This is a genomic window from Niallia sp. WK069_GA_01 (assembly GCF_983173855.1).
Window position 1 is genome coordinate 1,315,800 of sequence record NZ_OZ470138.1, and the last position, 14,014, is coordinate 1,329,813.

The 14,014-nt window shown below is 32.6% G+C and carries 11 protein-coding genes; 7 read left to right on the top strand and 4 right to left on the bottom strand.

Translation table 11 applies throughout. The features are described 5' to 3' along the window. Positions 1-356 precede the first annotated feature (356 nt). The 4 genes from AC5LWL_RS06230 to AC5LWL_RS06245 all read left to right on the top strand — a co-directional run bounded on the left by AC5LWL_RS06230 (position 357) and on the right by AC5LWL_RS06245 (position 4,820). Positions 357-1,346: a glycosyltransferase family 2 protein gene (locus tag AC5LWL_RS06230; protein WP_493433515.1), complete on the top strand. Its 990-nt coding sequence runs from the start codon at positions 357-359 to the stop codon at positions 1,344-1,346. After that, positions 1,346-1,774 (top strand): GtrA family protein, encoded by a 429-nt coding sequence (locus AC5LWL_RS06235; protein WP_493433516.1) that lies wholly within the window; start codon positions 1,346-1,348, stop codon positions 1,772-1,774. The genes AC5LWL_RS06230 and AC5LWL_RS06235 overlap by 1 nt, the downstream gene beginning before the upstream one ends. Continuing rightward, complete coding sequence (locus AC5LWL_RS06240) at positions 1,771-3,459, top strand: DUF6044 family protein (protein ID WP_493433517.1); 1,689 nt, start codon at positions 1,771-1,773, stop codon at positions 3,457-3,459. The genes AC5LWL_RS06235 and AC5LWL_RS06240 overlap by 4 nt, the downstream gene beginning before the upstream one ends. A gap of 332 nt (positions 3,460-3,791) precedes the next feature. Beyond that, positions 3,792-4,820, top strand: a complete 1,029-nt coding sequence (locus AC5LWL_RS06245) for an AI-2E family transporter (protein WP_493433518.1) — start codon at positions 3,792-3,794, stop codon at positions 4,818-4,820. Positions 4,821-5,172: 352 nt separating this feature from the next. Here AC5LWL_RS06245 and AC5LWL_RS06250 read toward each other — a convergent pair whose 3' ends face one another. The 3 genes from AC5LWL_RS06250 to AC5LWL_RS06260 form a co-directional block, all read right to left on the bottom strand. Then, positions 5,173-5,355 carry a Spo0E family sporulation regulatory protein-aspartic acid phosphatase gene (locus AC5LWL_RS06250; RefSeq protein WP_493433519.1) on the bottom strand — a complete coding sequence of 61 codons (183 nt, stop codon included), beginning with the start codon at positions 5,353-5,355 and terminating at the stop codon, positions 5,173-5,175. Positions 5,356-5,816: 461 nt separating this feature from the next. Next, positions 5,817-6,386, bottom strand: a complete 570-nt coding sequence (locus AC5LWL_RS06255; RefSeq protein WP_493433520.1) for a hypothetical protein — start codon at positions 6,384-6,386, stop codon at positions 5,817-5,819. Between the two features lie 312 nt (positions 6,387-6,698). Continuing rightward, positions 6,699-7,535: an undecaprenyl-diphosphate phosphatase gene (locus AC5LWL_RS06260; protein WP_493433521.1), complete on the bottom strand. Its 837-nt coding sequence runs from the start codon at positions 7,533-7,535 to the stop codon at positions 6,699-6,701. A 319-nt stretch (positions 7,536-7,854) separates the two neighbouring features. Between AC5LWL_RS06260 and AC5LWL_RS06265 the strand changes: the two genes are divergently transcribed. Further along, on the top strand, positions 7,855-8,790 hold the full coding sequence (locus tag AC5LWL_RS06265) for a carbohydrate kinase family protein (RefSeq protein WP_493433522.1): 936 nt from the start codon (positions 7,855-7,857) through the stop codon (positions 8,788-8,790). A gap of 142 nt (positions 8,791-8,932) precedes the next feature. Here AC5LWL_RS06265 and AC5LWL_RS06270 read toward each other — a convergent pair whose 3' ends face one another. Next, complete coding sequence (locus AC5LWL_RS06270) at positions 8,933-10,306, bottom strand: methyl-accepting chemotaxis protein (protein WP_493433523.1); 1,374 nt, start codon at positions 10,304-10,306, stop codon at positions 8,933-8,935. A gap of 398 nt (positions 10,307-10,704) precedes the next feature. On the opposite strand from AC5LWL_RS06270, the gene AC5LWL_RS06275 reads away from it, so the two are divergent. Together AC5LWL_RS06275 and AC5LWL_RS06280 are read left to right on the top strand one after the other, a co-directional pair. Beyond that, a complete protein-coding gene (locus AC5LWL_RS06275) occupies positions 10,705-11,643 on the top strand; it encodes a phosphoglycerate dehydrogenase (protein WP_493433524.1) in 939 nt (312 codons plus the stop codon). A 147-nt stretch (positions 11,644-11,790) separates the two neighbouring features. Beyond that, the gene (locus AC5LWL_RS06280; protein WP_493433525.1) at positions 11,791-13,857 is read left to right on the top strand and encodes a methyl-accepting chemotaxis protein; all 2,067 of its coding nucleotides are present in this window, start codon (positions 11,791-11,793) and stop codon (positions 13,855-13,857) included. Positions 13,858-14,014: the final 157 nt, after the last annotated feature.

Below are 14,014 nucleotides of genomic sequence, written 5' to 3' on the forward strand. Positions count from 1 at the left end.
TAAAACAGAATCTATTTCAGAGAAGACATCTATGCAACCAAAATTGCACCATGACGCATGAAAAGAAGCAGCATTCCATTTTTTTATGGTATAAGTTTGAAACAGGAAGCGGCTTGCATATACGAAGACTCCCGCAGGAATGCAAGAAAGACGAGACCCCGCAGCACAGCGAAGTGTATGCAGGCTGCGGACTCATTGAGAGAGCAAAAGCCTTTTTTCATGGTAGCCCTTTATTTAAAAAAATGAAACTTTTTTTCTTTTTAATCGTCTTTACATGAGAATAACAATGATTATTTTTAGATTTCTGCGAAGAATAAAAAAAGATACCGTTAGTTTAAGAGAAGTGAGGATTTTTTATGAAAGAACCAATTTTAACGATAGCAGTACCATGCTATAACGAAGAAGAAGTTTTTGACAACACCTATTATCATTTAAAGGATGTTTTAAACAACTTAATCGATGATGAATTAATCAGCAAGAAAAGTCAGTTATTATTTATCGATGATGGAAGCAAAGATTCCACATGGTTCAAAATTGAAGAGGCATGCCGTCTTGATTCGTATGTAAGCGGGATAAAGCTTTCTAGGAATTTCGGACATCAAAAGGCTTTATTAGCAGGTTTAGAAGAAGCTGTGAAGTTTTCTGATTGTGTGATAAGCATTGATGCAGATCTACAAGATGACACCTCTGTAATAAGAGAATTTGTCATGCAATATCTAAATGGGTTTGATGTAGTATACGGAGTAAGAAGCAAACGGGATACAGACAGCTACTTCAAAAGAACAACAGCTGAAGGTTTTTACAAGCTGATGGGGAAATTAGGTTTATCTCTTGTTTATAATCATGCGGATTATCGATTATTAAGCAAGCGGGCTTTAAAAGAAATGCTGCGCTTTCAAGAAACGAATCTTTTTCTAAGAGGGGTAGTTCCTTTATTAGGGTTTAAATCAACAAAAGTATATTATGAGCGTAAAGCACGTGAGGCAGGGGAATCAAAATATCCATTGGCAAAAATGCTCGCTTTTGCATTAGATGGCATTACGTCATTCAGTGTTAAGCCAATTCGTTTTATTACATTGATTGGATTCTTATCTTTTTTTATTAGTATGATTGCTGGTGTTTATGTTCTCATAGAAAAATTTATGGGAGATACAGAAGCTGGCTGGGCATCGCTTATGATATCGATTTGGCTGATTGGCGGATTGTTATTAATGAGTATAGGCCTAATCGGAGAATATATTGGAAAAATATATGAAGAGGTAAAGCAGCGTCCCCGTTATATTATTGAGTCTAATTTATGCAATAAAAGCACAGAAGAAAATGCTAGAACAAAGGTACATATATAATGTTCAGACATCCTTTTATTAAGTTTCTTCTCATAGGTGTTATTAATACACTGATTGGACTAAGTATTACTTATACTTGTTTAAGCTTCTTGCAATTGAACTATTGGACGTCCACCTTTATAGGAAATTGTCTTGGAGCATGTGTTAGTTATTTTTTAAATAAACGATTTACGTTTGAAAGCAAGGCGCCGTTTATGGGGAGCAGTATTCGATTTGCGATTGTTATTATTGTATCGTATATTGCTGCTTATAAAATTGGATTAGAACTTGTTGGAGAAATAGTGAAAATGCTTGCTATTCCAGTTGGGTATACAGAAGAGATCGCAGTCCTTTTTGGTAGTGGACTCTATACAATTCTAAATTATATCGGACAAAAATATGTAGTGTTTCCACATAAATACAAGCAAGGGCCAAGGAGTTTACAATGATTCAGCAACAAAAAAAAATAAACAAAAAAAATCTTTATATGATTATTGCAATCATTATTATTTCAATATGGGTATCCCCCTATTTCTTATTAAATGAAAACGCGCATATGCGCATCCATGATAATGTAGATTCTAACTTGGGCTGGTATCAAGTGTTAAAGGATAGCGGCAAAGTTTTTGCACCATTGAATACACCGATGGAACAAATTATGAATGGCAACTTTTCGAGGGATACGTATTATTCCGAGTATTATGCGATGGTTTTTTTATTTCAGTTGTTTCCACCAGTCATTGCATATGGATTAAGTCAAGCGATTACAAGATTTATTGCTTTTTTAGGGATGTATTTACTTCTGAAAAAGTTTGTATTTAAGAGTAAGGAAAATTCCTTTATTTCTATTGGAACAGCACTGGCCTTTTCTTTAACCCCTTACTGGCCATCAGGGATGCTGAGTATACTTGGAATGCCACTGGCACTGTGGAGTTTCTTAAATATTCGCTCAGGGGATAAGCATTGGAAAAATTACATTGTATTAACGATTTTGCCTTTTTTCTCGACGTTTGTAATAGGCTTCTTTTATTTTCTTACCGCAATGGGATTTATCTGGATTTACGATGTAATTAAAACAAAAAAATGGAATATGCCGTTATTTTTATCGATTTTCTACATGCTGCTTATTTATTTATGCATTGATTATCGATTGGTAGCATCCATGATTGCACCAACGCATGAGCTGACAAATCGAGATGTGTTTTATCAATCAAAATTATCTTTTTGGCAAACAATTAGACTTGTTGGGAAAAATTATGTAATCAGCCATAATCAGGATAGAACCATTCATCAATTTATTATTCTGCCATTAACCCTTTTTTGTTTGTTTATGGTACTTTGGAAAAAAACATGGAAAGACCATAAATTATTTATTGGCCTTCATATATTGAATGTATTGCTATCCACTTGGTATGCCTTTTGGTTTTTTGAAGCATGGCAGCCATTAAAAGAGCGTATTAGTATTTTAACAACTTTCAACTTTGCTAGATTTCATTATTTAAGACCAATGATTATTTATGTTTTGTTTGCTCTATCCTTAAGCATGATTTGGAAAATGGGAAGCAAAGGAAAAAAAATCACGTATTTACTCATATCTCTACAATTGCTTGTTTTAGTGCCGAATAATGAAGAAGTTAAATACAATCATCAACCGAGCTATGGTCAGTATTTTGCAAAAGATGAATTTACACAAATAAAAAACTATATTAAGCTTCCGATGGATCAATACCGGGTAGTTAGTATTGGCATGCATCCAGATGTTGCTCAATATAATGGTTTTTACACGCTGGATTCTTATAGTAATATTTATCCTTTACGTTATAAGCAGGAGTTTCGAAAGATAATTGAACCAGAATTAAACAAAAATAAACCGCTCCGTGTATACTTTGATGACTGGGGTGGAAGATGTTATATTTTTGTAGATGAATTAGGAAAGCATTATCAATATTCTAAAAACACAAAGAAAGTAATTCATCATCTGAATTTAAATACAGAACAGCTTAAGAAAATGGGTGGACGATTTATTCTTTCAGCAGTACGTATTGAAAATCCTCAGGATAATAGTTTGGTTTTTCGCAAACAATTCGAAACAGATCAAGGCTATTGGAGAATTTATTTATATGAAGTGAAGTAACCAAAAAAGCATCAGCACCATTATTCGTTTAGTGGATGATGCTTTTTTGTAGATAAAGAGGGTTTATCAGAGCTACACGATTTTCAGAACATGGAAGAGATGTAAAAGTAAAACTAAAAATAACCACTGAGGTAGAAAATACTATAGAAATAGTTAACAAAACAAGCTTCTTATTGATAGTATAAGAATAGGAGAAATGTTTGGATTTAGCGAAATATTCCTTGTTATTTTTTACTTATTCGTAAATAATGATAAGGAAGGAGATTCGTGCCTTTTTAAGTAGAAAACAGTTAACATAATAAGTTATTCAACAATTGTCAGGAGTCTTTTAAATGGATTATTTTTCTAGATTTATTGTTAACAAGGATTTGAAACGATTTCTCATTCTTGTTTTATTTGCAGTTACTCTTTACTCAGTCCACAGTATGATAAATCTTATTTTGTTTACCTTTATTTTTTCTTTTCTAATGGAGAGATTTGTGAATGTTTTTGCAAGAAAAATTCCAATAAAACGTAATATTATCGTTATTCTTCTATACAGCCTGGTAATTGGAGCGTTGTGTTTTGGAATTAGTATGTATTTGCCGATTATTCTAGTGGAAATAACACAGCTGATCAAACAAATTATTGATTTTTATACACAGCCGCATAATAATGTTGTTTATAACTACTTTGTACATATTATTCAAAATTATCATATTTCTACTTACTTGCGACAAGGGGTTGCTTTATTGCTGCCTTACTTTACTAGTATAGGTAATATAGGCTTGCAGTTCTTTTTGGGAATTATATTAAGTTTGTTTTATTTATTAGAAAAGGAAAAGTTGAAAAAATTTTCACAACAGGTCAGCAAAAGTAAAATAGCAGCAATTTATGAAGAGTTTATGTATTTTGGACGAAAATTTGCTGGTACCTTTGGAAAAGTAATAGAGGCACAATTTATTATTGCTCTATTTAACAGTACTCTTACGACAGTGGCTTTATATTTTTTAGGATTTCCACAACTATTCGGAATAGGCATTATGATTTTTTTTCTTGGACTTATTCCAGTTGCAGGTGTTATTCTTTCCTTACTGCCCTTAGGCACCATTGCTTACACATTAGGTGGAATGCCACAGGTCATCACAATTGTTATTCTTATTATGGTTATTCATGCGATTGAAGCATATATATTAAATCCAAAACTCATGTCTTCTAAGACGGATTTACCAGTGTTTTTCACTTTTATAATCCTTATTTTTTCAGAGCATTTTTTTGGTGTATGGGGATTAATTGTTGGAATACCAATTTTCATTTTTTTGCTTGATATATTGGAAGTGAAAAATGGCAAGAAAAGAGTTTTAAGAAAACATATGGAATAGGTACTGTTTATCAGTGCCTATTTGTTTTGAAAAGTTTTAAAGGTAAAGGCATAAAACATTCTATGTTTGGAAGCGTTCTAGATGCGAGGTACAGGATGGCACCTAGTGCAAGAAACCATAAAGATAAAGAGTAAGGGGCGAGAGGTATAGGCAATCAATATTGTATAGTTAGTCGATTTTCCATCAGGTGCAAATTAGTTTAATAAGTTTTTAGACTGTTGTTTAGTAGCTAGTTTTTTGCAAAAGAAGCTTAAAATAACTTTCCTCTCCAGCCTTTATTATTGTTTCGTGCTACTACATTTTTTTAGACGGAGATGAAGAAAGAGTCCCCGATAGTATATAAAGATGTAAGTTATGATTGATTGTAAATAATTCTTTGATATTGATGAATATAATAATCTAATTTCTGACTTAATATAAGCGTTTCCTTGCTTGCTAATCCATGATTTAATCCAACTTCAATTAAATCCTGACGAAGTTTATTTATATAAAATAATAAATTATCCAAATCATTATTATCTAGTAAAACAGTCATTTTTACTAACTCCTCAAATTTTTGCTACTTTTAGGATATTACCAAAAATATGGTATAATGGAAAGGATTTTCTACGTTTTTTTTCATATCCGTTTTAAAATGAGCCTTTTTAACTAGGGGGGATTTAGTAAATCGAAAACGGTTTACTATTGGAAAAATATTATTCTAAACTCTTGTCAAAAAAATATGACTGGAGCATAGGGGAGATATAGTAATTTAAAGAAAATAGTAAGAATAGGATGCTTTTTGAATCCCCAATATGCTTTAAGTAAATAAATGAAAAAAGACAGGTGATTTCATTTTTGGAAACTTGTGTATAAAATTTTGCAGTCTTACTTTTTCTACACTCTAACGCTTGGTTTATGCTAAGCATTTATTAGAAATTAATCTTATTTTCATAATCAACTTAAGTGATGATATAGTTTAATGAAAATATTGGTGAATTTAACTTTGAATATTTTTTAAAATAATTCTGTATATTCAAGCTCTTTATTATTTTTATCAAATAATTCTAAATTGGAAAAAACTTGATGGTTTATATCTTTTGGGATTTTTTTATATCTAAAAAACCATTGATCCTCAGAAACTTTAAATGTAAAACTGAGTGCTTCATCTACTATTGGAGCTTTTATATGATTGATTTTTAAAGCAGGGTTTAATCCTAATACAATTCCAAACTTACCAATATTCGTATCAATTTCTTCAAAACGAACTTTCTCCGTTCCAAAATGGTAATTATCTGGCTTAAATTTACCGTTCCATCCTTTTAAGTAACGTGCGTAGCCTATCTGATTTTTATCTTTCGTCTCAAATAGAACTAGATAAGAATTTGATTTGTCTAATTGCCGAACATCTAAAATTTTTGGTTCATATTCTTTACTTTCATTTTTAAGCCATTCTTTAAAATGTGATTCTAGGGCAGACTGGTTATTGCTAATTGAATATTGATGAAAATAAAAAAGTAAATACATAATCAAACCACAACAACTTAGCGTTACAAATATTAATTTCAATTTCAGCATTTTATTCAATATAATCCCCCATTTAAAATTTTAGAACGTGCTACAGATATGCTTACGTTGGTTTGCGAACAGATATTCACATACCCTAGTGTCAGTTTAACATATTATTACAATGAATCCTCCTAGTTCATAGTAGATCACGTACCTTTTACCATACAAACATCACTACTTTCTAGAGTGTGATTCCATCGTTTAAAACCACGTAATCTTTTTGTGAAATTAATAAAAAAGACCAAATCAAAATGATTTAGTCTGCTAATTGGAAAACTACCATTACGGAACTGTGGTAGTGCTTTTTGCAATATATAGTTCAAAGTTGTTTTAGAAAAAGATTAATATTAATACAATAGCCAGTACAATTCGATAAATCGCAAATGGTACTAATTTAATTTTATCAATTAGTTTTAAGAAGAAACGAATTGAGATTACTGCAAAAATGAAGGCGCTGATAAAACCTGCGATAAAAAATGGAAGTGCGTCCATTGTGATATATTGCCAATTTTTAAGTAACGATAAAAAACTGGCTCCAGCCATAATAGGAACGGCCATAATAAAGGTAAAATCAGCAGCAGCACGGTGGCTTAATCCTAATATGACTCCCCCTGAAATGGTGGAACCAGAACGAGAAAACCCTGGCCATAAAGAAACACATTGGAAAAGGCCAATTAAAAAAGCTTGTTTATTTGTAATTTTATCAACTGATGCAACAGGTGTTTTTCGTCTTTTTTGGATAAAATCAGCGATAATCATTAAGATGGCCCCAGCGATTAAGGCATAAACAACGGTAGCCATTGTAAATAGATTTTCATCAATATAATCTTCAAATAATACACCTAGTATTCCAGCAGGAAGCAGGCCAATAAAAATTTGTACTAAGCTTAATTTATGTCCTCTTGTTTTTTGTCCGTTAATATCCTTTTTAAGTCCTAAAAGATTTAAAAAACGATCTTTAAATAAAATAACAACGGCTAAAATAGAACCTAGCTGAATAACAATTTTAAAGGTATTTGCCACTGGTTCATCAAAAATATCTTTTGATTTTAATAATAAATCATCGACAATAATCATATGGCCTGTAGAGGAAACGGGTGCAAACTCTGTCAGACCTTCTACTATTCCTAGAATAATAGCGACAATAATATTCCATAATTCGTTCAAGCTATTCACTCCTAATACTTTTCTTATAGTTTTTACTATGTATATTTATTATTTCATGCATATATGTCCTACCATATCATAACAAATTTCTTCCAAAAGCAACACTCCTAATTTTTCAATAAAGCAGGCTCAACTTTCTTAATGTTGAGCATAAATAGTGAATAAAAAAATGGTAAGTGAAGTGCATATGTAAAGACGTAAAAAAGGATAAAAAGGTTTCAACTATTAAAATAGAAATGTTGGAAAAAAGATAGTTTGGTAAATATACAAGAATCCTAGTATGATGATGATATCGAAACTTTTGTAAAGGAAGATGCAATTGGAAAAACGAGGGATTATTTCGATAGGAGATGCATTTATTGATTACATCTCTATGAATACAAATAATGATAAATTTGAACAAAAACTTGGAGGTGCGTCCGTTAACGTGGCTGTTCATTTAAGCCGTTTAAAAATTCCAAGTTATTATGTAACAAAATTGGGCAGGCGTGATGATAGTTTTTTTGTACGAAAAGAACTAGAAAAAGAGTTCATTCATTTAGATTATAGTATTTTTTCATCTGAGAAAAAAATAAGTGGTGTTTATGTTCATTTAGATAAAAAAGGAGAGCGGCATTTTCATTCTTATATCAATGATACACCAGATGATGTTATCTCAGAAAAAGATATTCTAATGGAGACAATTCAAGATAAAAAGATATTTTATTTTGGTTCAGGAACACTTTTTCATTTAACGGCGCGGAAAGCAACGGAAAAAGCAATGAAATTTGCAAAGGATAACCAACTTATTGTAAGTTTTGATGCAAATATACGCTTGCAAAGATGGACAAGTGAACAAGAATGCAGACATATTATAAGAAGCTTTTTTCCTCTTTTGGATGTATTAAAATTATCAGAAGAAGAATTATTATTTTTATTTGAAGTACAGTCAGTGGAAGCAGGATTAAAAATGTTGAAGCAATATAATATTCCGCTTGTTCTTCTTACAATGGGGGAACAAGGGGCGTATGGTTTGCTGTATCATACAGCAATAAAAGCAAGTGGAGATCCTATCGAAGTAAAAGATACTACCGGAGCTGGCGACGCCTTTATGGCGGCAATTCTTTATAATATATATAGAAAAGGAATGCCGACTTCTCTAGTGGAATTAGAAGATTATGTTCAAAAAGGGAATCTCTTAGGAGCAATGGTGGCAACAAAAATTGGAGCACTGCCAGCGATAGATTATAATAGTATTTTTTTATCCGATTTCTAACTTGGCGTAAACTCCTTTTAAAGATGCAAAAAAGAGAGACAAGCGCAGGTAAGTCTGATAAAGCATACAAACGAAGGCCGCCATATACATATGACGGCCTTCGTTTGTATGATCTGCTTCCCACGTTTTCTTATTTCACTATTTAAAACGAAATATCCACTCCAACTACGCCAACAACTTCTTGATCTTTTAAAATGGGAAAGGAAATGGTAATACAAGGTCGTTTGGTTAAAACAGATGTATAGGCACTTGTAATAAACGATTTTCCTTTGCATGCTTCGATAAACCATTTTCGTATACTTGCATTGATCAGCAGAGCTTTTGGTTTGCTGTAAAGGAAGCTGCCGTCTAGTCTGTTGGACCATATAGCATCTAACTCTGAATGCTCGGCTAAAATAGTATCCAACCAATTTTTATGATAAGCATCATTCATTTCAGAAAGAGATGAAAGGTTTATTTTATCTTGTAATTGCTTTTGAATAGTATAAATAAATTCTTTCTGTTCCGATGTTAACGAGATGGAATCTTTAACTGTGATAATCGTTTGCAATGCTTCAGAAGTTGTATGTAATAATTCATTGATCATGATTATTTCCTCAACGTTTTTGTGCTGTTGATCCATATCGTTAATTACTTGAGAAACATATTCTTTATTATAAATCGTCCTTTTGGAGATTTCCTCTAGAAGGTTGGCTATCTCTTTAACACTTGTAGATTGCGCATCCACCTCTTCACTAGAATTAGAAACCATGGAGGTAATTGTATTTAAATTATTTTTAAAGTTGTCTAATAAATTTCCAATATGCTGTAATTCGCCTGAACCAGATTCGATTTGTTCTGTTTCTGTTTGAACCATATTTGTAGTAATGGAAATTTCTTCTTGTACTTGTAAAATATTATTTCTTGTCTGTTCAACGGCAGTACTTGTTTGATTGGCAAGTTTGCCAACTTCGCTTGCAACTACAGCAAAACCTTTCCCATGTTCTCCGGCTCTTGCTGCCTCTATCGTAGCATTTAAAGAAAGAATACTCGTTTGTTGAGAAATAGATCCGATTGTTGAAAGAATCTTATTAATATTATGAGAGTGATTTACTAAACTTTCCATTTGTTTAAGCAATGAATAATGATTGGATAATAATGAATCGTATTTTTCTTGTAAGGCAGACAAAGAAGATAGAGAATGAATTAACTCGTTATAGGATGATTGGCTGTGTTCATGAATTTTTTTGGATACCATAGAAATTTCACTAGCAGATGATTCAATTGTCCGCATTTTGTCGGATACTTGAAGGGTATATTCTACGGTCCTTTCACTTTGCTTCATTAAGTCTAAAGTACTGTTTTTACTAGATTCAGAGGTGGTATTTAAGGAGCAGGCAGCGAGTTTCATTTGTTCCACCACACCGTTTAGTTGATCAGCAGCAACTTGAATCTGTCCATTCATTTCTTGTGTTTCTTGGTCATTTTCTTGTATAAGTACATTTTTAACTTTTCTTTTAACTTTCCATATAGACATATTATCTCTCCTTATGTCATTATTCCTGCCATCCATTTTAGCATAACAAATAGGAAAATAGTTTGTATTTTTCAGATTATCTAAAATACCATGAAGGATGAAAATAGGCAGTTTGGTTAAGTTTGTGATAATTAAAGCAAGGAGTAGCCTGCATACACGAAGACTCCCGCGGGAATGCGAGAAAGACGAGACCCCGCAGCGTAGCGAGGAGGCTCGACGCTCGCCCGCAGGAAAGCGAAGTGTATGCAGGCTGCGGACTCATTGAGAGTTGCAATGCATGGTAACCTACAAAAAAAGCATATTTTTCCCGAAAATTGATGATTAATGTTAGCTTTTATATCATAATAAATAAAAAAAGCATTTTTGAAATGACTAATCAATAGGAGAGAGGTGCAACGATGACAAAAGTTTTGTTATCCTTAAGTGAAGTGTTTGTAGCAGAAAATAAAAAAATAACTGAAGAATTAGAAAAAAATGGAGCAAAAGTCACGTCGATTGTAACAAAAAAAGAATCATTGCTTGATCATGTAAGTGATGCAGAAATAATTATAACAGGTGTAGAAAAAATCGATCGAACTATCATGGATGCTGCTCCAAAGTTGAAATATATCTCAAAGTTTGGCACAGGAGTTGACAGTATTGATTTAGAAGAAGCGGCAAAACGAAAGATATCCGTTACCAATACACCAGGACAAAATGCCTCGTCAGTAGCAGATTTAGCTTTTGGTTTACTTCTGTGCAGTTCAAGACATTTAGCACAATCAAATGAAATCGTGAAAAATGGTGGCTGGAATTTATTAATGGGAAATGATTTAGAAGGAAAAAGACTGGGGATTATTGGATTTGGGGAGATTGGTAAAAAAGTAGCGAAAAGAGCAACAGGATTTGATATGGATATCGTTGCATACGGAAATTATAAAGATGAAGTAGCAGCAGACAAACTAGGTGTTCAGTTCCTCGAGTTGGAAGAGCTTTTAAAGACAACAGATTATCTCGTAATATGCACCAGCTTGAAAAAGTCTACTTATCATTTATTAAACAAACAAAATCTGTCTCTTATGAAAAAAAGCGCTTATTTAATTAATATTTCCAGAGGAGATTTAATTGATGAAGCAGCACTTATACAATGTTTAAAAGAAAACAAAATAAAGGGGGCTGCCCTTGATGTGTTTAGCAAGGAGCCACCAAACCTCGAACTGGCACAACTAGATAATATTATCTGTTCTAGTCATATTGGCGGTGCAACAGAAGAGTGTGCAGAAAGAATAGGAGAAGTAGTTATCGCGAATATAAAAAATTATATGCAAAAGCTGCCATTAACACATGTTGTGGTTTAAAAAGAGGAAAAACAGGACTTTTTGAAGGGGATTTAAACAAAAAACTTTCTTTTTCTAAACTTTTTTCTGAAAAGTGGCTATTTTACTATAATAATTTGCTGAATTGTCGATAAAATTCATATCACTAGTTTTAAAGGAGCAATTTTAATGGGATTAAAATGGAGACGTATAAGAAAAAAGAAGGAGGGAGATGGCAAAGAAAAAAAAAGGAACAATGTATTTAGTAAAAAAAACGTATATAAAAAAGGAAACCGAGCAATGTCAATGAGAAAGAAATTGATCTTATCTTTTTTATCTATTTTGGTTATACCTAGTTTAATTATTGGTTCTATATCCTACATAAGTGCAAAACAAAAAATTGGAAAAAACATGATTATTTCTGCACATCAAAGCGTATCCTTCATCCATGAAGAAATTAGAAAAATTACTGATAAAAAAGAACAAGACACCACTTTTTTAGCAAATAATATTGAGGCAACAATGGTTGATGGCAACACAGATGAAATTCTAAATATGTTTACACAATATTTAGGTCAAAATCAAGATGTTTCCAATGTTTATTATGTTCGAGAAGATGGAGAAATGTTCTTAAATGCAAATCAAGAGGTTCCCAGTGACCTAGAACCAACGGCAGAGCCTTGGTATCAAGAGGCAATGAAAGCAAATGGCAAGATTGTAATGCTGCAGCCTCGGGAAGATGGAAGAACAGGGAATTCAATTGTAACGTTTGCAAAATCTACATATGATCAAAAAGGTGTTATAGGAATTGATTTGAAAATCAGCTCGCTAAAAGATATGATTCGCGGAAGCAAAATTGGCGAACAGGGCTATTTAGTCTTATTGGATAAAAACGAAAATTATATTTATCATCCTAATGAAAAATCAGGTACAAAACCGTCAGGGCAACCTAATTGGTTAAAAGAAATTTACGGAAATAAAAGTGGAGAATATAACTATATTGAGGAACAGAACAAAAAAATAGTGGTATATGAAACGGACGACAAAACTGGATGGAAAATTTCTGGAATAATGTTTGATTCGGAGATATCACAGGCATCTATGAGTATATTTGTCGTAACGGCTATTGTGTTAGTAGCCTCTATTTTAATTGGTAGTGGACTTGTTCTTTTTATTATTAGGTCTATTATTTCTCCATTAAAGAAATTAACAAATAGTGCCAATCGAATTAGCAACGGTGATTTAACGGAAACGATCAACGTGGAATCAAATGATGAAATTGGACAGCTTTCTAAAAGTTTTTCACAAATGCAGCTTTATTTAAGACAAATCGTTGATCAATTAAATAAAGCTATGGAACAAGTGACAGCGTCATCTGAACAATTAATGGCAAGTGCAGAGCAAACCTCAGCAGCATCTGATCAAGTAAGCACTTCTGTTCAGCAAATTGCTAGTGATGCTGAAAATATTACAAGCAAAATTGAAAATAATAGCCATTCATTAGAAGAAATTTTACAAGGAGTTCTACAAATAGCAGAACGATCTTCGACTGTATCAGCTTTATCAAAAGAAACATCAAAAGTTGCAGAAGAAGGTGGACTTTTTGTTGAAAAAAACTTAACACAAATGAAATTTATCTATGATTCTGTCAAACAGTCAAACCTAGTAATTGATTCTTTGCACCACCGCTCTAAAGAAATTGGCAAGATAATAGAAGTAATCAGTTCAATAGCAGATCAAACCAATTTATTAGCATTAAATGCGGCAATTGAATCTGCAAGAGCTGGTGAGCACGGAAAAGGATTTTCTGTTGTAGCAAATGAAGTAAGAAAGCTGGCAGAACAGTCGCAAACATCTGCAAAACATATTGCTTCTCTTATTGGAGAAGTTCAAATGGATACAGAACAGTCTGTTACTATTATGGGGAAAGTATCCAAAAATGCAGAAGATGGTTTAGAGATATCAGAAGCAACTTCTGATAAATTTGAACAAATAATCAAAAGCACAAGGGAAATGACCCCTGAGATTGAAGAAGTATCTGCAACCGTGCAAGAAATGTCAGCAGGTCTTCAGGAAGTAACTTCTTCTTCTGCTGATATATCATCCATTGCTGGACAAAATGCAAGTGGCGCGGAAGAGGTAGCAGCTGCTTCTGAAGAACAGCTTGCTTCAATGGAAGAGATTACAACCTCTGCAAAAGCGCTAACAGTAATGGCAGAAGAATTATTAGTTGTGGTAAATAAATTCAAAATTTAAGGAAAAAATTTCATTAAAAGGTCGTTTTTAGGAAGCTGGAACATAAGTATACCTGCCGAAGATAAACCCGAACCATGATACGAAGAGGTAAAAAATATTTCGTATCATGGTTTGGGTTTTTTATTCATGAAAAAAAGAAGGTTTGTGGTAATTACCC